Genomic DNA, 22,221 nt, shown 5'->3' on the forward strand with positions numbered 1-22,221 from the left:
TTTAATACTTTCATGAAGAATAATTCAATATTAACACTAATTTTTTAAAAATTTAACATGAAAAAAGCAATTACATTAACACTATTGTGTTTGTTTTCAATTGTTTCCATTTTTGCTCAAGATTTACTTGAGAGAAACTGCGGAGCAATGGAAAATTTAGAACTCAGAAAACTACAAGACCCAAATCTTGAAGCTCGAATGCAACAAATTGAAATCTTTACTCAAAACAAGGTTCAGGAGATGCAAAACAACAGAATTGATGGTAGCATCATTACCATACCTGTTGTTGTGCATGTGCTTTATCGTAACAGTACAGAGAATATTAGCGTTGCTCAAATTCAATCGCAATTAGACGTTTTAAATGAAGATTTTAGACGTACAAATCCAGATGCAGATAATACATGGTCTCAAGCAGCCGATTCAGAGATTGAATTTTGCTTGGTAACTGTAGATCCAAATGGAAATGCAACTACAGGTATTACAAGAAAATCTACTACGAGAAGAGATTGGGGAACTTCTGATGACATGAAAAGATCATCAACTGGTGGAGTAGATCCATGGAATACAAGTGAATATTTAAACATGTGGATTGTACCACAAATGTTAAGCAATGGTGGAACCATTTTAGGCTATGCACAATTTCCTGGAGGAAGTGCAGCAACAGACGGTGTTGTAATGGGGTATAATTATTTTGGAAGAACAGGTAATGTGTCTGCTCCATTTGATGGAGGTAGAACAACAACACATGAAGTAGGTCACTATTTTAACTTGCGTCATATTTGGGGAGATTCTAACTGCGGAAATGATTTTGTTAGTGATACTCCAACTCATCAAACTTCAAATGGAGGTTGCCCTACAGGACAAGTATCTTGTGGATCTACAGATATGGTTCAAAATTATATGGATTACACAAATGATTCATGTATGAACTTGTTTACACAAGGCCAAAAAGACAGAATGCGAGCAGTATTAGAAGCTGGAGGTTCAAGACGTACTTTAGCATTATCTGATAAATGTGGAGCAGTAGCACAACCAACATGTACAGATGGTATTCAAAATGGAAATGAAACAGGTGTTGATTGTGGTGGTCCAGATTGTTCTCCTTGTCAAACAGCATGTACTGAAAATGAAATTAACATATCAATTACTTTTGATAATTATCCAGAAGAAACTGCTTGGACACTTACTAATGCAAGTGGAACAACAGTGGCCTCAGGTTCTTATTCATCAGCAAATGCAGATGGCTCAACAGTTAATGAAAGTTACTGTTTACCAAATGGATGTTATGATTTTGTGATTACAGATGTTTATGGTGATGGGATGTGCTGTTCTTATGGTAATGGAGCTTTTAGTGTGACAAGTGGTTCAACTACTTTGGCATCTGGAGGCTCATTTGCTAGTTCTGATGTAACTAACTTTTGCTTAGGAGGAGTTGCAGATACAGAGAAACCAGTTATTTCTTTAACAGGAAGTGCAACTATTAATTTAACTGTTGGAGACACATATAACGAGTTAGGTGCTACAGCTACAGATAATATAGATGGAAACTTAACTTCTAGTATCGTAATTTCAGGGACTGTAAATTCAAATACCGCAGGCACATACACAAGAAACTACAATGTTAGTGATGCAGCAGGCAATGCAGCAGATCAGGTATCAAGATCTATAGTTGTAAGTCCAGCAAGTACATCTGGATGTTCAGGGGCAATTTCATCATTCCCATATAATGAAGGTTTTGAAAGCGGATTTGGAGCTTGGACGCAATCAACTGGAGATGATTTTAACTGGACGAGACGATCTGGTGCTACACCATCAAGTAACACGGGTCCATCAAGTGCAAATGAAGGTTCTCAATATGTATTTATGGAGTCTTCATCACCAAACTACTCTACTAAAAGAGCTATTTTAGTTTCACCATGCTTTAATTTAGCAGGTCAAAACCAGGCAACTCTTACTTTTAAGTATCATATGTATGGAGCTTCTTCAATGGGTAGCTTAAATCTAGCAATTAGTACAGATGATGGTTCTTCATGGACAACTCTATGGACTAGATCTGGAAATCAAGGTAACTCATGGCAAGATGCAAGTGTAGATTTATCTTCTTATTCAGGAAACTCTGTGCAATTGAGATTAGATGGAACAACAGGTACAACATGGCAAGGTGATATGGCAGTGGATGCTATTAGTATAACTAATGGATCTGCATCTGCAGATAAATGTGCAGGCGTTTCAGCATATAATAGCAGTCTATCTTACGCAACAGGAGATAAAGTGACTTATCTAGGTTCTTTATATGAGAGAACATCTTCAGGTTGGACTAATTTAGGAACTTGCGGAACTGCAAGAATGGACTATGAAGGTACTGTACAATATTTAGGGGTTGAAATTTCAATATACCCTAATCCTGTAAAAGGAAACGAATTGTTTATAAAATCTAACATTCAAAACTTAGCATTTACAATAGTAAATATGTTAGGTCAGGAAGTAGCAAAAGGTACTTCGGCAAATAGTGTTGATGTTGGAAATCTTGAAGCTGGATTATATTTGATTCAATTTAAGGTTAATGATAAATTTGAAACACGAAAATTTATTAAACAATAACTAATTTAGTAATCCCTTAATTTTAAAAAAGTCCAGATGTAAATCTGGACTTTTTATTTTTAATAAGATAAATATGAAAATAATGGATGATATAATCTTAAGTTTTTTCAAATGTAGTTGAGCGAAAACTATGTTATAATGTTTTTATTTTAACAATATTTTAATATTTTCACATCTTTTGCGTGTAAGAACACATTTTTATATATAAATCCCTTGATATTAATGATGAAAATTTATGTTTTTAACATTAGTGTTCAATTTAATATATCCGTTGACATGAAAATTAAAATACTATTACTTATTACCCTAATAAGTACAAGTTTTGTTTTGGCACAAAACAAAACATTTTGGCAAAGGCAATCAATTGACAACACAACTAGAATTAAAGCTAGTAAACAAAATCTTCCAAAAACCCACACTTTTAGTCTTAATGTTGAAGGTCTTAAACAGGCTTTGATAAACGTTCCCAAAAGAGGTAAGTATACAAAGTCGTCCAATATTATAGTTGCGTTTCCAAATGAAGATGGAACTTTTGAAAGTTTTAGAATAGTTGAAGCATCTGTTTTAAGTCCAGAACTTCAAGAGCGCTATCCAGATATTAAATCGTATGCAGGACATGGTGTTGAGGACCCTTCCGCAGTAATACGTTTTAGTATATCACCACTTGGGTTTCAAAGCATGAAATTATCTGCCAATAAACCTGCTGCATTTATAGAAGCACTTACTAAAAATGGGTCGCATTATGCAGTATTTAAAAGAGCAGATAAAATTAATTATAATGATGATTTTGAATGTTCTGTGACAGAGGACGTTAATAGTCAATTAAATAGTGGAATGCAGGAACGAAATGCAGATGACGCTATTTTAAGAACATACAGATTAGCTGTATCTACCACTGGAGAATATACTGTTTATCATGGAGGTACAAAGGCTTTGGCTCTCGCAGCTATTAATCAAACGATGACTCGTGTTAATGGTGTTTTTGAAAACGATTTTAATGTGACTATGGTTTTAATATCAAATAGCGATGATGTTATTTATACTAATTCTGGTGGTGATCCTTATACAAGTTCTGCTAATTATAACAGTCAATTACAATCTACATTAACAAGTGTGATTGGAGAATCTAATTATGATATTGGACATTTATTTGCTCAAGCATCTAATAATGGTAATGCAGGCTGTATAGGTTGTGTTTGTGTAAATGGTGAAAAGGGAAGTGGTTTTACTTCTCGTACAGATCCAGAAGGAGATCCATTTGATATTGATTATGTGGCACACGAGATGGGTCATCAATTTGGAGGAAATCATACATGGACATTTAATGGAAATGAAGGTACTAATGCACAAATGGAACCTGGAAGCGGATCAACCATTATGGGTTATGCAGGTATTACAGGTGCAACAGATGTACAGTCTAACAGTGACCCTTATTTTCATGCAAGATCTATCGAGCAAGTTACAGATTACATAAAGACAACAAGTTGTCAAACTAATACCAATACAGGAAATGCAGTACCAAGTGCAGATGCTGGTTCAAATTACACAATTCCTAAAGGAACAGCGTTTGTTTTAGAAGGTTCAGGGTCTGATTCAGATGCAGGAGATGTGCTAACTTATTGTTGGGAGCAGTATGATGAAAATAATGCGTCTACAACGTATCCAAGTGTTACAGCTACAACAGGTGTTGCTTTTAGGTCTTATAGTCCAACTATTAGTACAGATAGATATTTCCCACGATTATCTACAATTAAAACAGGTGCGACTTCATGGCAATGGGAAGCGGTTCCCAATGTGGCTCGTAGCTTAAATTTTAGACTTACTGTTAGAGATAATCGTCTTGGAGGCGCAAACAACAATAGTGATGATATGCAAATAACGGTGAATGGTACAGCTGGACCATTCGTGGTGAATTCACCAAATACTAATGTCTCATGGAGTGCTGGAACAACACAAACTATAACTTGGGATGTTGCTGGTACAACAGGAAATGGAGTAAATACTGCAAATGTTGATATTTTCTTATCTACAGATGGAGGAGATACATACCCAATTTCTTTAGCCTCTGGAGTTGTAAATGATGGTTCGCATGACATTGTAGTGCCAAATAGTCAAGGTAATCAAAATAGAGTGATGGTGAGAGGAGCTAGTAATATCTTTTTTGATATTTCTAATTCTGATTTTACAATTGCAGGCGAAGTCGTTTGTAATGCTACAGTTCCAACAAGTTTAGCAGCTTCTAATATTGGAGAAACAACAACAACTTTAGGATGGGACGCGGTTCCTGGTGCAACTTACGACTTAAGATATCGTGAAGTAGGTGCTTCAACTTGGATTACAAATGCTGTAACAGGAATATCATCAAATATTTCAGGATTAACAACATTAACACAATACGAAGCACAAGTGAGAAGTAAATGTTCTGGAGGAAGTAATTCTGCCTATACAACTTCGGTTGTTTTTATGACAACAGATGTACAATTAGATTATTGTGATTCTGCTAGTACAGACACTGATGATGAATTTATTAGTAGAGTACAACTAAATACTATTGATAATACTTCTGGAGCACAGTTCTACTCAGATTTTACAAATATTTCAACAACCTTAACTAAAGGAACTCAATACACAATCACTGTAACACCAACATGGACAGGAACGACATTTTCTGAAGGATATTCAGTTTGGATTGATTATAATAGAGATGGGGATTTTGAGGATGCTGGAGAACAAGTTTGGACTCAAGCAGCAACTACAAATTCTCCTGTATCAGGAAGCTTTACTATACCTACAGGAGCAGTAGAAAATTCAACAAGAATGCGAGTTTCATTAAAATTTAATGGAATACCTGCGGAATGTGAAACTTTTCAATATGGTGAAGTTGAAGATTATACTGTTATAATTGAGAGTTCTGATCCAGATGTTGAAGCGCCAAGCGTCCCTAATAACTTAATAGCCAATGGTACAACGCAAACAACAACTGACTTATCTTGGGATGTATCCACAGATAATATTGGAGTTACAGAATACGACATATATCAAGATGGAATATTAGTAGCTACAGTACCTTCAATAATGTATCAAGTCACAGGATTAACCCCTTTAACGAGTTATGATTTTTATGTTATTGCTAAAGATGCAGCAGGAAATAGTTCACCACAAAGTAATACTGTTACCATTATTACTTTAGAACCAGATACTGAGAATCCTACAACACCTTTAAATTTATTAGCCAATAATATAACTGATTCAACAGTTGATTTAGCATGGGAAACTTCAACCGATAATTCTGGAGTTGTTTCTTATGATGTTTATCAAGATGGTATTTTTGTTATTAACGTTTCAACGACAACATACCAAGTTACGGGTCTAACAGCAGAGACCGTTTATACTTTCAAAGTAAAAGCTAAAGATGTAGCAGGTAACGAATCAGAAGACAGTAATGAGGTCGCAGTATTGACATTACCTAGTGATTTAAATTATTGTGTTTCAGAAAGTACAGATACTAGTGATGAATATATAAGTAGAGTACAATTAAATACAATTGATAATGCTTCTGGACCAACATTTTATTCAGATTTTACAGCAATTTCAACCACTCTAAGAAAAGGAACGCAATACACTATTGATATAACTCCAACTTGGACTGGAACACTTTATAATGAAGGTTATGGTGTTTGGATGGACTACAATAATGATGGTGATTTTGAAGATATAGGAGAAGACGTATTTACAAATGCTCCTAGTCAAAATACTCCAGTGAGTGGTGATTTTACAATCCCACAAACTGCTTCAGAAACTGATTTAAGAATGCGAGTTACACTAAGATATAACCAAATACCTGGACCTTGCGATTCATTTACTTATGGCGAAGTCGAAGATTATACAGTCAAAATCATAGGTTCTGGAGATTTAATTTATAGCAATAGTGCTTGGACACCTTATGCGCCATCACCAACTACAGGAGTAGATAATGCTATAGTTTTAGACGGAACATACAATCTCACAGGAGATATTCAACTCAATAATATTAGTGTAAATGAAGGTACAAGCATGGTTGTTGAAAAAGGGCAATCTCTTACGTTAAACGGAAATCTAATAAGCAATGATAATGTGATTTTAGAGTCCGATTCTAACGAATATGCAAGTTTGATTGTTACTAATAATGTCGTCGGAAATGTGCAATATAAAAGATATGTCAACACAACAACAGGAGGTAATGATCTTATTGCACCACCAGTTTTTGGAGAACCATTTGATGTTTTTCAAGTTGCTAATTCAAATATTGTAAGCAATACAGAGAATACATCATTCTTATTTGGACCATTTGATAAAGTTACAGATACTTATTTACTGTATTCAGATACAGAAACAACACCTTTATACGCTTCAAAAGGCTATAGAGCAGCCTCAACAAATGCAAGTACGTTTACATTTACAGGCCTAGTGAATACTAGAGATGTGAGTGCGCCAGTGGTTATTTCTGGACCTACAAAACCGGAATGGAATTTAATAGGAAATCCATATCCATCCTATATTAAATTAGCAGATTTTTTAAGTGCTAATAACGCTAAATTCGATATGCAACGCTCTGGTATTTATGGATATGATGGCGATGCTTCAAGTGGTTGGACGATTTGGAACCAAGCATATTCAGATGCGCATCCAAATGCTAAAATAACGCCAGGTCAAGGGTTTTTAATTGCATCTGGTGCTAGCCAAGCTCAAATTAATTTCACACCAATCATGCGAGCTATAGGTAGTGATGATGATTTTATCCTCGGAAGACAAGGTAATAACGTACCAATCTCGCATTTAAAATTAAAATTGGATAATACCTCAAACTCGTACGATACAGATTTTTATTTCACAGAAAATGCGTCTTTAGGATTAGATCCTAATTATGATTCTGGATTATTTGGAGGAGTATCTACATTTGCTATGTATTCACAATTAGTTGAAGATAATATAGGACGTAATTATGGTGTCCAATCTATTGGTTCGACTAATTTATCTAATGTGACAATACCTTTGGGGATTCATATTTCCGAAGGACAGCAAGCAACAATTAGCATTACAGAAACAACACTTCCTGAAAATGTTGAAGTTTATTTAGAAGATAACTCAACAAATACCTTTACGTTATTAAATACATCAGATTATGTCTTTACAGCCAATACGAATCTCTCAGGAATAGGGCGTTTCTTTTTACACTTTGCAGAAAGTACATTAGGTACAAATATTTATGATTCTAACAATATTAAGATTTTTACAACTACAGAGGCTAAAGTGATATTTGTAAAAGGACAACTCTTTGAAGATACAGTATTAACAATTTTTGATATCCAAGGTCGTGTATTGAAAACGATGACTTTAGATGGGTCTCAAACCCTAAACAGAATTGATGTCTCATCATTTTCTAAAGGCGTTTATATTGTGAGCTTGAAGAATGGAATGCAGGAAAGGACAGAGAAGGTTATTGTTAAGTAACTTTAAAATAGATTTATTGTATAATCATAAAAAAGTCCAGATTAACAATCTGGACTTTTTTATGATTATTTAAGGTTGAATTTGTTTATACATGTACAATCTCATTATCATGTAACAATTCATCACCACGTAATCTCAAAAATATTTGAGCCACAGCAATCGTATCTTTTTCACAATACACAATAATACGATCTACTTCTTTTTCTTTATAATACACGCGATAAACTTCGCTACCATCAATATCGTCTTTTGGTGATGGGATACCTAAAACGTTAGTCAATAATTTTAAAGATGTATAGGTTTTGTAGTCTCCAAATTTCCAGAGTTCTAAGGTGTCTAGATGAGGAACTTCCCAAGGCTTTTTTCCGAAGAGATTTAATTTATAAGGTAATTCAATATTATGAATAATCATGCGACGTGCAATGTATGGGAAATCAAATTCTTTACCATTATGTGCGCAAAGTAGATGTTTATTGGAGCTAAAATGTGTGATTAGCATGTTTTTGAAATCTTTCAGGATTTTCACTTCATCACCATAAAAAGAAGTGACTCTAAAGGTTCTTACATCACCTTCCATTTTAAAGTACCCAACCGAAATACAAACAATTTTACCAAACTCAGCCCAAATTCCTGCTCGATCATAAAATTCTTCCGCAGTAAAATCATCACGTCTTTGGTATTTAGACTTACTCTCCCAAAGCTCTTGTTTAGTTTCATCCAATTCAGAAAAATGCTCAGTCTCAGGAACTGTTTCAATGTCTAAGAATAAGATGTGTTCTAAATTGAGTTTATTGATCATTAGTCTTTTATAGTTTCCGTTTTACTTATGTTTTGATTGATGAGTTCTAAGGCTTTTTCCATGAGTTCATCTCGACCTTCTGTAATTCCTACAATCGTTGGTTTTACTTCTACATCTGGAACGATACCAACACGCTGGGTTTCATTACCATCTGGATATTGAACACCAATTCCAGAAATCATGGTACTTAAACCTCCTGGTAAAACAATTGATGAAACGTTGCCATCTGCTCCTGCAGTAGTGCTTCCAATAATTGTTGTTCTATCGCCTGCTCTAAATGCCATAGCTGTATATTCTGCCTGACTTTGAGAAAGCTCGTTCACTAGAATAATTACCTTTTGCCCTTTGTAAGTCCAACCTCTCTGTAGTCCGACTTTATGACCTTCTCTATGTAAAAACTCACCAGGTTGATTTACACTGCCTTGTGTAAATTTAACAAAATCTGAACGATTACTGTTCAAATAGTTGCCTAGTTTAAATGGGACAAACGTAGAAGGGTAATTTCTAATATCTACAATGATACCTTTTGTATCTTTAAACTCCTCTTTTAGTAAACTAATATCCTCAACAGTAATGTTTTGTAAAGTGACGTAGCCAATATCATTACTTATCTTTTTAAAGCTACGCTCAGTTCGTTTTGGATACCATCTATAGTATCCGCTAAAATTACTTTTGTTGAATAAATCTAGGGTTACATTCATAGGCTTCTCTTGACGATTTACTTTTAGCTCTAAAGAATTTTTTGTAGAACGCAACATATCAAAACTGATGTCTCTTAATCGTGTAGGTTGATTAGAAGCTGGATAAAAAGGATTCATATCTTCTACAAGCGCATTAATAGATTTCCCGTTGATATGTGTAATTACATCACCAATTTCTAATCCAGTAGTTTTACGTATTTCTTCATCAAAAAAGTCATCAACCACTAATTGATTTTCTATAAACCGTACATGAACAGGTGCGAAAAAATCACCTCGTTGTTCTTGAATTTTATCATTTCCTCCCCAAAGATTAGCATGTGTGTCATTAATGTCTGCAATCATTTGAAGTGCAACTAACTCATATTCTAATTCATCTTTTGCGTTTATGAACTTCGGAATGTACTCTTCTAAGCAAGAATCCCAATCTTTATCAGTTAAATGTTTATTCGGAAAGAAATAATTAATCATATTCCAATAGCGATAAACTGATAGTAGTCTGAAACCAGCGTCTGGATATCTCATATCTGAATAAGCATTCTCGTTTTTAAATTCCGGATTACCAACACTTGGCATCATACTAATATAATAATGATCGCCTTGATTTCTATTTTGCTGAATGTATTGTAATTTGTCACTCAAGTTCTTAGAAATTGAGCTAGAGGCAATCCATTTTAAATCGGGTTTTAGAAAGGCATCTGTTGAGACGTCTTTACATTTTTCACAAATCTCGACTGCGCCAAGTCTATCAATCCAAGCAATTAGAACTGCATCACGTTCTGCAGTATTTTGTGCTTTTTGATATTTTGGCAGCACTCTAAATAACTCATAATCCCAATTGACTTTACCTTTGGCAATTTCAGGATGATAGTATTTTAAAAATCCCCAAACACGTCCAAGTAAATCTAAGTTTTCTATGTATTGATCATCTAGATTAACGAATGTTATGTTAGATCCTTTATCAAATTCTTGATCTTGTTGAACTTTGTCTAGTTCTTTTTCTGGAGCTTGATCTATGGGTTTGCCATCAATAGTAATTTCTAAATTATCAACCCAAATTTTACCTGTACCAGATAATATTCCGCCAAAAACAATCTGTTTCGCTTTATTGCCTAGTTTCAACTCAATTTCATATTTTTTCCAGTCATTGGTGCCATCAATGTTTCTAGAACGCATGTTGTCAAACGATATTTCGGGATCAACACGCAACCATAATCCAGCCCATCCATTTGTAACATTTTCGGTTTTGAGATAACCTGATAGCTTTATTTTTTTACCACCAAAGTCTGCAGGAATGGTATAGGCTAAAGCTTTAAACTGTGTGTTGCTTCCTGTACTTGCTATAGCTCCAGAGATGTTTCCGTTTTGAACTATAGAAGTATCAAAAGAAACTTCATAATCTCCTGTTCCAAAGGTTGTCCAGCCTTTAGCAGTTTCATTTTTAAGAGTTTCAAAATCTAGATTGTGAGTGTTTTGAGCATATAAAACTGCGCACAAAAAAAGTGTGATTGTGGTGGTTACTGTCGTTTTCATGATTGATTGATTGATTTTTATCAAAAGAAGACATAAATCAAGAAAATAAAGTCTAACTAAACGTTAAATAACAAAATATTAAGATTTGGTATTCAGCATTTTATAGCCTTCTTCTATGTATAATCCAATATCGTTACTAAATGTGTGCGTGTTATTATCTGGAGATTTACGATGCCCTAATCTTACAATAATAACATTGTCTTCTGGTTGAACGATAACATACTGTCCTAAATGACCACGCATCATAAAAAAGTCTTTTCCCATGTAATTATTGAGCCAAAAACCATAGCCATATTCTGGACTTGCTGGAAACCGTGGTATTACAGATTTTGCAACAAAAGCAGAGTCTAAAACTTGTTTTCCGTTCCACTTGCCATGATCTTTGTAAAGTTTTCCAAAACGCGCAAAATCTTTAGCATTACTACCAATACAACAAAATGCTTTTGCCAATCTATGATCTTCATCATCTAATTGCCATAAAGCATCGTCAGAAGATCCTAGAGGTTTCCAAAAACTTTCAGATAGATAATTTGATAATTTTTTCCCTGTAGCTTTTTCAATGACCATACCTAGTAATTGTGTGCTACCACTCAAGTATTCATACTCTACTCCAGGTGTTTTAACGACTTTTTGATTTAATATGGTTTCGGCTAAATCATCATCATAATTGGCTCTTGCTGTTACAGAAAACGGACTCGTATAATGTTCAACCCAATCCAAACCAGATGCCATAGATGCCAAATCTCCAACTGTCGTTTTTGCGTAGCTGTACTCTGGATAAAAATCACTTACAGGTTGGTCAAGACTTTTTATATAACCATCCATAATTGCTTTTCCTAATAATCCAGACACATAACTCTTTGCCATAGAAAAAGAATTTGTTTTAGAATTTTCATCAAAACCTTCGTAATATTTTTCAAACCAAATACTATCATTTTTAATAATAACATAGGCAATAGTTCCCCAATCTTGGTTAGATTTTTCTAAAGCTGCTGTAGTAGAAACAGTGTTGTAATCTTTATGATTTGACCAAGCATCGGTATGGTTTCCTTTCTTTATGGTATCATTTTCAAAATAAGAGAAATCATCAATAAAAGCTGTTTTGTGCCCTGTGAAATAGACCACGCGAACACCTCTTAAAATATAACCGTAATCAAAAACATACATAAAAAGAACTAATGCTGCAATTGTGATAAGCGTCCATTTGAGGATTTTTTTTAAGAATTTCATGAAAATGTAAATTATTTGTTAGCCTGTAGCTGTTTTATTTTTTCTTTATAAAAATGTTTGTCTGCGATATACAGTGTTTTATTAAAAGTAGCAATAATATTCTGTTTTGCATCAATAAGACTCATGGTTTTCACGATGTCTATTTCATTACGATTTGCCACCTCTTTTTTTATGTTTTTAATTTCTTCTTCGGAAAAGATAAACGCACCAAAAATTCTGCTTTTTGCAGGTTTCTTATAGCGAGCCTCAACCGCTTTATCCCATACTACATAATCATCTCCAAGAATTTGAATCAATTGAATCATATAAATAGGATCTGTAGCAGCTAACATGCTGCCACCAAAAATAGATCCAGCATAATTTCTGTTTTTCCAATTGAGTTTGAGTCTTATTTTTACAAAATGCAAATCGTCGCTTACCTCTATCAGTTTTGCGGTTGTGCGACGGTACATTGGTGACAAATTAAAACCGTATTTGTAAATAGTAGCGCTTTTAAAGTAGCGTTCTAAAAATTGGGTAATGATTCTATACATCAAAAACGAGATTGTTGTTTGTAAAGGTTTTTACCATTGATACTTGCAGCAGTACGATTAATTTTTAATTATTTTATAAACTTGATTTTCATTTACACGCATCATATATAATCCTTGATTCAATTTAGAAAGATTTATAGTTTTCGTTAAACTATTGATGTCATTAAAAGATAGTAATAGTTTGCCTGAAATATCATGAATTTCAATTATGCTAATCGTTTCTTTACTGCTATTAATAACTAAGTTTTTGTGTGTAGGATTAGGAAATACTTTCATTGTATTCACACTAAATTCATTTGTGCTTAAAGTTTCAATAATTTCAGTTTGTACCGTATTGGTAATGATTGGAGTATTAAAATCAAAGTAAATGGCAGCATTACCTATAATAAAATCGCCAAGCTCTACATTGGCTTTGGGTTTAATTTTAAATGCAACATAACCTTGACTTTCAGTTTCACTAACTGTTTGCGCTGGGAGATTGATGTTTTCAAAATCAAATTCTAGCTCATTTTCATTTGTGATTCGTAAACTATAAGTGTCACTTGCGCTCAAAGGTAATAAAGTTGAAAAATCTAAATTGTTATCAAGTACATCAACCAAACGAACATTTATAGCACTTGCTGTTCCTGTGTTTTGAAAACGAATAATATAATCAAGATACTCCTCTACGTCATCAATAAAAATCTCAGAGCCTTGCATGACCTGCTTGTCGTTGGGGTCAAAAGAATTGACTACCAATTGTTCTAACTGGTAATTATTATCATTAGGAGTGGCATCATTTGTTACAAGAGTAGTAGCTTCTAAAATTAATATATCATCTCCTTCAACTGTTGGTGGTGCAAACGTTTGTAATGTTACATTAATATATCGTGTTTCAAACGGTTGAATAGTACCGAGGTCAAAATTTAATGAAGAATTTGTAGTTTCACTTGGGTTTGGCGAAGACTCTACAAACGTTTGTTTTGTGTCATTAAAAGATAATGAAGTTATAACATTATCAATAGGTTCAGTACCTATGTTTTTTATTACTAATTGATAAGTTGCTTCAAATCCAGGTCTGGCTTCGTTTATTGCTATTATCGTCGTATTTATATCACTTATTGTTTGATTGGCAGTCAAACAAAAATCAACCGTTTCAGTTGTATTTGTTTCATCTAAAAATATGGATGTAATGGTTGGAGTAGCATCAAAATAATCTGGAATGTTTAATAAGCTTAATGTGTACGTACCTGCTGTTAGTTGGAGTTCATAATTACCATTAACAGCAGCTGTTCCATAATCAAAATCGTTATTTAAGGCTTTGATTAATGTGTTATTTACAGGCAAGTCATTGCTGTCACAACCATTAGAATCATAATCATAAACTACAGATCCCGTAAGGTTGTAAAAATCACATTCTAATCCCAAACTATCCTGAACAAAATTCCAGCCTTTCTCATTTATTAAATAGGACCTCACTGATGCATCGCAATAAGAAACCTCTTCTGCGATGATTGTTTTATTTTGAAGTCCAGATTGTGCAAAATTGAGCAATAAGGCATCATAATTATTGGTATCCATTGCTGTAAAACTTAAAAATGTATTGCCAAACGAAGGTGAATTTAAATCAACTTGCTCATTAAAATCCCAACTTGAAATATCCTGATTAAAAGCTGTTGCATGATGGAATAACCCATTTATTGAAAACACATTTGAAATATCCCAATTATCTAGTGGTTGATTAAAAGAAGATGCTTCACTAAACATTTCATTAATAGACCATGTGTTTTCAAAAACCCAATCATTTAAAGGTTGATTGAAGGCTGATGCGCCATTGAACATGCCACTCATATCATTCACATTTGTGACATCCCAATTTTCCATTGGTTGATTGTATGATGAGGCATTTCTAAACATATATCCCATTTCAGTAACGTTAGAAACGTCCCAATTACTTATGGGTTGGTTAAAGGATTCATTGTTTCTAAACATCCAATACATATCTGTCACGCTAGAGACATCCCAATTATTTAGCGGTTGATTAAACATAGGCGTATCTTCTGGGAAAAAGCCGAACATGGAACCCATATTTGTAACATTGGATACATCCCAATTATCAATATTTTGGTTAAAGGCGTCTGCTCTTCCAAACATGTTCTGCATATTAGTAACATTAGACACATCCCATGAACTTAGAGGTTGGTTGAATAGCTCAGCACCGTAAAACATATCGTTCATAAGTGTCACTTGTGAAACATCCCAATTATCAATTGGTGAATTAAAAATATGAGCATCGCTAAACATTTCCGCAGTACTCGTAACCAAACTTAAATCTGGAATATCTGTGGCGTTGACCACCATATTTTGACAGTTTTTAAATGATTCTTCCATAGAAATCCATTGTGCTGTTCCCCATTGTTCAATGGATTTAACCTTTAAATTTGTATAGTAACCTGTGTTGGCAAAATTTACTCTGTTTATGGAGCCATTTACAGTAATAGTATAAATACCAGGTGCAGAATAGGTATGATGTATTCCTGAGACGTTCACATCATCTTCTGTTAATGTATTTCCATCTCCTAGATCAATAGTAAATGAATCTCCATGAAACGGATATTGCACATATAAACCAGTGTCGTTATTGACCTCATAGGTCATTATAAAATCATTGGGATTTTGGGCTTGACTTAAATAGCTCGAGAGGATGAAAATGATTAGAACATAATTTTTTTTCATAATTTTAATTTTTGCATCAATAATTCAATGAATATAGTAAAAATAAAAATGAAGTTTTTATTCTTAATTCTAATAGTAACTTAGATTAAAAAGAAGTATGATATTATCTGGATTTAAAATAATTTTTGCTGTTTATAAGGATTCTCATGCTCAATGAGCCATTTTTTTCTATGCAATCCACCAGCATAACCGGTTAAACTACCATCACTCCCAATCACACGATGACATGGTACGATTATCCACAACGGGTTTTTACCGTTAGCGTTGGCAACTGCACGAATGGCTTTGACATCACCTAATCGTTTAGATAATTGTAGATAGGATATTGTTTTTCCGTAGGGAATTTGGGTTAAAAGTTTCCAAATCACATTTTGAAAATCTGTGCCTTGCGGATTTAGTTTTAAATCAAATGTAGTACGAGTGCCTTCAAAATACTCTCGAAGTTGAATCACGCAATCTTCTAATTCCGTAGGGATAATATCTGTTTCCTTTTCTTCGGAATTCAATATCGTTACTTGAGAAATACCATTATCATCACCAACAATTTTGGTATAACCTAAAGGCGATTTGATGATACAGGTTTCCATTGATTATTCCTTTTCTTCGGAAGAATTTTTATCGATAATTCCTAATTTTTTAGCTCTTGCTTCCCAGCTTTTTCTTGCCATATGTTGCAAGTCTGATACATTATCGCTTTCATCCATAATCTCCATGCCTAGTAAGGTTTCAATAACATCTTCCATGGTTACTATTCCGCTTACAGATCCATATTCATCAACAACCAAAGCCATATGATTTCTGCTTTCTACCAGTTGTTCAAAAAGTTTTGGGATAGGCAGATTACGCTCAACAACAATAATATCTCTCTTAAGCTCAGATAATTTTTTAGAACCATTATTTAAGGCCATCTCTTTAAAGATTTCATCCTTTAAAACTAGTCCTTTAATATCATCAGGATTATCAACATAAATAGGAATTCTTGAAAATCGTAAATTCAGATTTTTATTAAAGAAATCTTCTACAGTAGTGTTTTCGTCTTCAGATTTCATAACTGTTCTTGGTGTCATAACATCTTTAGCAAAAACTTCTTTAAAGGTTAATAAATTTTTGATGATTTTGCTTTCATTCTCTTGAAAGACTCCTTCTTCATGAGCCATATCTGCCATAACTAAAAAGCCTTCTCGACTTAATACACTGCCATGACCTTTACCTCCAATTAATTTTGTTGTGAGTTGCATGAGCCATAATAAACCAGTCCATTTCAAAGGGAAAATTAAAACCTTTAAGGCTGTAGTTGTGAAGTGAGCTAAACTTTTCCAATAGGTTGCTCCAATTGTTTTTGGGATAATTTCCGAAGCCACTAAAATTAAAATAGTCATCACTGCAGAAACGATGAATACACCATAACCATCTCCATTGCCATATAATCCTTCTGCTTCTTTTCCTACTAAAATAGCACCAACGGTGTGTGCAATTGTATTTAGCGTCAGTATGGCTATTAATGGTCTGTCAACATCTTTTTTTAATGCTTCTAACGACGTTGCATAGCTTTTGCCTTCTTGCTTTCTAAGATTAATAAATGTTGGTGTGACACTTAAAAGCACAGCTTCTAAAATGGAACATAAAAAAGAAAAAAAGATAGATATGACTCCGTAAAATATAAGTAATCCCATGGATTGTTTTAGTTTGATGCTAATTTATTGAAATAAAACTAATTTGTGTAAGATAATAGATTAGAAATGTCTTCATCTGTTAATTCTGGGAAACTTATGCATTTATAATCATAGCCTTCATTTATGATTTTAGTTTTTTCTCCATGAAGAAATTTGATAATTACTAACAAATCATACTTTTAAGCAATGCCTCGCAAAGCAGGTCCTGCCATGTTTTTGTCTAGCTTGTGACAAGAAGCGCAATTGGCATTAAATAGTTTTTTTCTTCGGAAGCTGTTTCTGTAGTAAAAGCATTTGTTCCGCAGAAATCATTAAAAGTTTTATCATCATTTGGAGGTAAATCATCTCGATTTATCAAAGCTATGCATAAAACACATATTCCTACGGTTATGATAACGACTACAATGCCTATGAAACGATGCATATTAATGTCCTTAATTGTAATTTCAGTTTCAAAGTTTATGCTACTTCAGCATCGTTATTTTAACTCTCCAATATGATACTAGTATTTGGCACTCCATATTGAGAAATACGCTCAAGTAAATTAACTAAGTCTTTATTGTCTTGAAAATATCCTAAAATACACAAACTATCTTCGCCAGTGATTCTATCACATCGTTGCACTTCTGGTAAATATTTAATTTGATTATAAGCGGTCCTTAAAGTACTCGATTGATGAATTTTTAGAATGATATAAGCCTTGGTAGTAATGCCTAATTTTTCATGATTTATTAATAAAGAATATCCTCGAATAATCCCTTTTTCTTCCAATTGCCTAACGCGATTTCCAACAGCTGGAGCAGATAATTCTACAGATTTTCCAATAGTTGCAAAAGATTCTCTTGCGTTTTTCTTAAGCATTTCAAGAATTTGTGTATCTATAGCATCCATTTTGATTCGAAAGCGTTATTTGGTTTGACAATGTATTCGAATTTAAAAATAGTAAAATACTTTTAGATAATAAGTGGTTTTGCTTTATAATTTAATGAACTTATGATGTGATTGATTCAATTTGACCATTGGAACACAGTATTTTGAATCCTATTGTGCTTTTATTTTAGTAAATCTCAATCTGATAATTCTATGCTTTAAGAATTAATCAATTTCACAACATCTTTAGCAAAATAGGATGCGATTATGTCTCCTCCAGCACGTTTAATTGCTGTGATTTGCTCCATCATAACAGCATCGTGATCTAACCAACCTTTTTCGGAAGCTGCTTTAAGCATCGCATATTCTCCAGAAACTTGATAAACAGCAACAGGAACATCAACTTCGTTTTTAATTTCACGAACAATATCTAAATAACACAATCCTGGTTTTACCATGACGATATCTGCACCTTCATCAATATCCATTTCGGTTTCTCTAATGGCTTCAAAACGATTAGCGTAATCCATTTGATATGATTTTTTATCCTTTGGAACATCTTTAATATCTGCAGGAGCAGAATCTAAAGCATCACGAAAAGGTCCATAAAACGCAGATGCATATTTAGCAGAATAACTCATAATACCAGTATCTGTAAATCCGTCATCTTCCAAAGCTTCTCTAATAGAGAGAATACGTCCATCCATCATGTCACTAGGCGCAACAAAATCTGCTCCAGCCTGAGCGTGAGACAGGCTCATTTCAGTTAAAACATCTACAGAGTCATCGTTAATTATTTTTCCGTTTTGAATAATTCCGTCATGACCAAAAGAAGAATAAGGATCTAAAGCAACATCTGTCATAACTAACATTGCTGGGCAAACATTCTTCACCGTTTTAATGGCACGTTGCATGAGTCCGTTAGGATTTAAAGCCTCAGTTCCTTTATTATCTTTTAAATTATCTGGTACTTTTACAAATAATAAAACCGATTTTAAACCCATTTTCCAGAGTTCTCTAACTTCATGCTCCAATAAATCTAGACTAAAACGATAATAATTAGGCATAGATGGAATTTCTTGCTTAATCCCTTTGCCTTCAACAATAAATAAAGGCACTAAAAAATCATTAGGTGTAATTATGGTTTCTCTAACTAAGCTTCTTATAGATTCGTTGGTTCTTAATCTTCGGTTTCTTCGTAATGGGTACATAGTTTTTCTTACTTTTATATGATGAAATCTTTTAACCTTTTCCATTTGCTAAAAAATCATCTTTTTTCCACCCACTTTTTATCTTTTTTTTCTTCCGTAGCTATATACTATGCAACTCAAAAAAGACTTCAATTGGTCGAAAAATAACTAATTTTCGCTTAAATGTAAAAGGTTAAAATAAGTCAATGCAAAGTTAATGAATAAAAGCCATTTTTATATTGATTAAATCACTAGATACACTAGAATTTAAGTTTCCATGGAGAAGTTATCAGGCAGAACTTTTAAAACATTTTAATAGTCATATCGAAGACAATCATTTTCATGTGATTGCACCTCCAGGTTCGGGAAAAACCATTTTAGGTATTGAAATCTTGAGAAAATTAGGTAAAAAGACATTAATTCTTGCTCCAACTCTCACGATTAGAAATCAATGGGAAGATCGTATGCAATCTTTTTTTACTGAAACATCTAACTTTGAAGCCTTTTCGTTTGATGTAAAATCGCCAAGTGATATTACATTTTCAACATACCAATCACTTCATGCGTTCTACAAAACGTTTGAAGATAAAAATGACTATTACCAGTTTTTTAAGACTCATAATATTGAAACTCTCGTTTTAGATGAAGCCCATCATTTAAAAAATGCTTGGTGGACGTGCTTAATGGATTTAAAAAAGAATAGTGTATTTCATATTATTGCACTCACAGCAACGCCTCCTTATGATAGTAGTAGAATAGAATTGTCTAAATATTTTAATCTTTGTGGAGAGGTAGATGATGAAATTGCTGTACCAGATTTGGTGCGTGAAAGTGATTTGTGTCCGCATCAAGATTATGTGTATTTCTCAAAACCAGAAGATTTAGAGATTAATTTTATTGTAGATTATAGACGTAAAATTGCAGATTTTAATGACGAGATTTTAAAAGATGAAGACTTTATTTCTTTTTTGACAAATCATCGTTTTTATAAAAACCCTAATTGGCATTTAGACGAGTTATATACTGATACTCAATATTTTTCTGCCATTCTTATTTTTTTAAATGCTTGTGGTTTTGAAATTGATCATCAAAAATTAGAAGTCTTAGGTTTTGAGCAAAAGGAAATGATCCAATTTCCAAAGCTAGATTTACAATGGCTTGGGATTTTATTTCAGAATTTATTAGTAACAGATCGAGAACAATTAATCGAACAAGAAGCATACGTTTTAACTTTAGAAAAAAAGTTACGACGTCTTAATGTATTTGAGAAAAACACGATTGATTTTGTAGGTGAGCAATTACTTTACAAATCACTATCAAATAGTCCAAGTAAGCTTAAAAGTATCGTAAGTATCGTTAATGCTGAGCGTGAGAGTTTAAAAACGGACTTGAACTGTGTGATTCTAACCGATTATATAAGGAAGGAGTTTTTAAATATCTCTTCGGAAAAGATAGATGATATTAATAAGATTGGAGTCATTCCTATTTTTCAATATGTACGTCATTGTTGTGATAAGCCAGAAGAATTGGCTGTACTTTCCGGAAGTATTGTGATTATTCACAAATCTATTTTAAAAGCTTTTGAAGCGATTGTGTCTCTTGATGATTTTTCATTTTCACCACTAGAAATTGATGCGTCATTTTTATTAGTAACCGCTAAAGGAAAATCAAAAAACTCGATAGTTCACATCATTACCCAACTTTTTGAAAACGGAAACATCAAAGTTTTAATAGGGACAAAATCTTTATTAGGAGAAGGTTGGGATGCGCCATCCATAAACAGTTTGATTCTAGCTTCTTTTATTGGTTCGTTTGTATCATCTAATCAAATGCGTGGTAGAGCGATTAGAAAAGATTTAGATTCTCCAGATAAAACTGGTAATATTTGGCATTTAGCATGTGTAGATCCAACCAATTTAGATGGAGGTAAAGAGGTAGATACCTTGAAACGACGATTTGAAGCTTTTGTTGGAGTTACTAATTCTACGATTCCTTATATCTCTAATGGTTTTGATCGCTTGAATATACCTGAGAAAATCCCTGTAGAATCGATTGAAACACTCAATGATTCAACATTAAAACGTGCAACAAATCGTATTTTGATTTCTGAAAAATGGAATAATGCCATTGGAAAAGGAACCAAATTAACCAAAGAAGTTAAAGTTTTAAAAACCGGAAACCTACCTTATAAAAAGCAACAGCAAATCTATTATTTTGATGCATTACGATTTTTTGTGGTGGATTTATTTTTTGCGTTCATGCTTTTTTATGTTGAGTTTGCTATTGAAAGTTTTAATCTCATATTACAAAGAGGCTTACTTTATTTTATTTATGCATTTTTAGCTGCTTTCGTAGCTGGATTTGGCTATAAGTTTTATAAAGCATTAAAGTTGTACTTGCGTCATGGCTATCTCTATAAAAAGATTGGTAAAATGGGACTCGCCATTCTTGACACCTTAAATGAATTAAGCTATCTAACATCTACTAGAAATGCAATCACGGTTAATTCTCATTTGGTAGGTAAAGGAGATGTCGTGTGTAATTTAGATGGAGCAAATGCTTTTGAGAATTCATTATTCTCTAAAGCACTAACTCAGCTTTTAGAACCTATAGATTCTCCACGCTATTTAATTATAAAAACCAGTGCATTTAGAAAACGATTAGATATTGAAAACTTCTACGCCATACCTGAAATTTTTGGAGACAAAAAAGAAAAAGCACTAGTCTTTCAAAAACATTGGAGTCATTATTTAGGCAGAAATAAATTAATATACACTAGAAATATTGAAGGTCGAAAATTATTGTTAAAAGCAAGATTGTTTCATGTTTACAATGCATTTAAGGAAGTGACTAAGGAAGTAATGGTTTGGAAATAATTTGTCGTAAATG

Annotated in this window: 14 protein-coding genes; 3 read left to right on the forward strand and 11 right to left on the reverse strand. The window is 33.3% G+C overall.

Annotated elements, in window-relative coordinates:
• The first annotated feature begins 57 nt into the window (after positions 1 to 57).
• Positions 58 to 2,601 carry an immunoglobulin-like domain-containing protein gene (locus IM744_RS00850; protein WP_194506190.1) on the forward strand — a complete coding sequence of 848 codons (2,544 nt, stop codon included), beginning with the start codon at positions 58 to 60 and terminating at the stop codon, positions 2,599 to 2,601.
• Positions 2,602 to 2,877: 276 nt separating this feature from the next.
• The gene (locus tag IM744_RS00855) at positions 2,878 to 8,091 is read left to right on the forward strand and encodes a reprolysin-like metallopeptidase (RefSeq protein WP_194506191.1); all 5,214 of its coding nucleotides are present in this window, start codon (positions 2,878 to 2,880) and stop codon (positions 8,089 to 8,091) included.
• A gap of 85 nt (positions 8,092 to 8,176) precedes the next feature.
• On the opposite strand, the gene IM744_RS00860 is transcribed toward IM744_RS00855, so the two are convergent.
• The 11 genes from IM744_RS00860 to hemB form a co-directional block, all read right to left on the reverse strand.
• Positions 8,177 to 8,890: a 3'-5' exonuclease gene (locus IM744_RS00860; RefSeq protein WP_194506192.1), complete on the reverse strand. Its 714-nt coding sequence runs from the start codon at positions 8,888 to 8,890 to the stop codon at positions 8,177 to 8,179.
• On the reverse strand, positions 8,890 to 11,121 hold the full coding sequence (locus IM744_RS00865) for a S41 family peptidase (RefSeq protein ID WP_194506193.1): 2,232 nt from the start codon (positions 11,119 to 11,121) through the stop codon (positions 8,890 to 8,892). The genes IM744_RS00860 and IM744_RS00865 overlap by 1 nt, the downstream gene beginning before the upstream one ends.
• 78 nt (positions 11,122 to 11,199) lie before the next feature.
• Positions 11,200 to 12,351, reverse strand: a complete 1,152-nt coding sequence (locus IM744_RS00870) for a serine hydrolase domain-containing protein (RefSeq protein ID WP_194506194.1) — start codon at positions 12,349 to 12,351, stop codon at positions 11,200 to 11,202.
• An 11-nt stretch (positions 12,352 to 12,362) separates the two neighbouring features.
• Entirely contained in the window at positions 12,363 to 12,884 is a 522-nt protein-coding gene (locus tag IM744_RS00875; RefSeq protein WP_194506195.1) for a DUF4442 domain-containing protein, read from the reverse strand.
• A 57-nt stretch (positions 12,885 to 12,941) separates the two neighbouring features.
• Complete coding sequence (locus tag IM744_RS00880) at positions 12,942 to 15,599, reverse strand: BspA family leucine-rich repeat surface protein (RefSeq protein ID WP_194506196.1); 2,658 nt, start codon at positions 15,597 to 15,599, stop codon at positions 12,942 to 12,944.
• A gap of 113 nt (positions 15,600 to 15,712) precedes the next feature.
• On the reverse strand, positions 15,713 to 16,186 hold the full coding sequence (locus tag IM744_RS00885; RefSeq protein WP_194506197.1) for a methylated-DNA--[protein]-cysteine S-methyltransferase: 474 nt from the start codon (positions 16,184 to 16,186) through the stop codon (positions 15,713 to 15,715).
• 3 nt (positions 16,187 to 16,189) lie between these two features.
• Positions 16,190 to 17,272 carry a CNNM domain-containing protein gene (locus IM744_RS00890; RefSeq protein ID WP_194506198.1) on the reverse strand — a complete coding sequence of 361 codons (1,083 nt, stop codon included), beginning with the start codon at positions 17,270 to 17,272 and terminating at the stop codon, positions 16,190 to 16,192.
• Positions 17,273 to 17,310: 38 nt separating this feature from the next.
• Positions 17,311 to 17,442, reverse strand: a complete 132-nt coding sequence (locus IM744_RS20765) for a hypothetical protein (protein WP_262892939.1) — start codon at positions 17,440 to 17,442, stop codon at positions 17,311 to 17,313.
• Positions 17,443 to 17,451: 9 nt separating this feature from the next.
• A complete protein-coding gene (locus IM744_RS20875; RefSeq protein WP_194506717.1) occupies positions 17,452 to 17,577 on the reverse strand; it encodes a c-type cytochrome in 126 nt (41 codons plus the stop codon).
• 178 nt (positions 17,578 to 17,755) lie between these two features.
• On the reverse strand, positions 17,756 to 18,163 hold the full coding sequence (locus IM744_RS00900) for an Lrp/AsnC family transcriptional regulator (protein ID WP_262892940.1): 408 nt from the start codon (positions 18,161 to 18,163) through the stop codon (positions 17,756 to 17,758).
• Positions 18,164 to 18,360: 197 nt separating this feature from the next.
• A complete protein-coding gene (hemB, locus tag IM744_RS00905; protein ID WP_194506199.1) occupies positions 18,361 to 19,353 on the reverse strand; it encodes a porphobilinogen synthase in 993 nt (330 codons plus the stop codon).
• Positions 19,354 to 19,571: 218 nt separating this feature from the next.
• On the opposite strand from hemB, the gene IM744_RS00910 reads away from it, so the two are divergent.
• Positions 19,572 to 22,208, forward strand: coding sequence for a DEAD/DEAH box helicase family protein (locus IM744_RS00910; RefSeq protein WP_206694452.1), 2,637 nt, complete (start codon positions 19,572 to 19,574; stop codon positions 22,206 to 22,208).
• Positions 22,209 to 22,221 lie beyond the last annotated feature (13 nt).

Source organism: Psychroserpens luteus (assembly GCF_015319355.1).
Lineage (GTDB): Bacteria > Bacteroidota > Bacteroidia > Flavobacteriales > Flavobacteriaceae > Psychroserpens > Psychroserpens luteus.

Bases quoted from the DNA above. Each gene is read 5' to 3' on its own strand.
- IM744_RS00850 (WP_194506190.1), top strand. From the start codon at position 58: ATGAAAAAAGCAATTACATTAACACTATTGTGTTTGTTTTCAATTGTT.
- IM744_RS00855 (WP_194506191.1), top strand. From the start codon at position 2,878: ATGAAAATTAAAATACTATTACTTATTACCCTAATAAGTACAAGTTTT.
- IM744_RS00860 (WP_194506192.1), bottom strand. From the start codon at position 8,890: ATGATCAATAAACTCAATTTAGAACACATCTTATTCTTAGACATTGAA.
- IM744_RS00865 (WP_194506193.1), bottom strand. From the start codon at position 11,121: ATGAAAACGACAGTAACCACCACAATCACACTTTTTTTGTGCGCAGTT.
- IM744_RS00870 (WP_194506194.1), bottom strand. From the start codon at position 12,351: ATGAAATTCTTAAAAAAAATCCTCAAATGGACGCTTATCACAATTGCA.
- IM744_RS00875 (WP_194506195.1), bottom strand. From the start codon at position 12,884: ATGTATAGAATCATTACCCAATTTTTAGAACGCTACTTTAAAAGCGCT.
- IM744_RS00880 (WP_194506196.1), bottom strand. From the start codon at position 15,599: ATGAAAAAAAATTATGTTCTAATCATTTTCATCCTCTCGAGCTATTTA.
- IM744_RS00885 (WP_194506197.1), bottom strand. From the start codon at position 16,186: ATGGAAACCTGTATCATCAAATCGCCTTTAGGTTATACCAAAATTGTT.
- IM744_RS00890 (WP_194506198.1), bottom strand. From the start codon at position 17,272: ATGGGATTACTTATATTTTACGGAGTCATATCTATCTTTTTTTCTTTT.
- IM744_RS00900 (WP_262892940.1), bottom strand. From the start codon at position 18,163: ATGGATGCTATAGATACACAAATTCTTGAAATGCTTAAGAAAAACGCA.
- hemB (WP_194506199.1), bottom strand. From the start codon at position 19,353: ATGTACCCATTACGAAGAAACCGAAGATTAAGAACCAACGAATCTATA.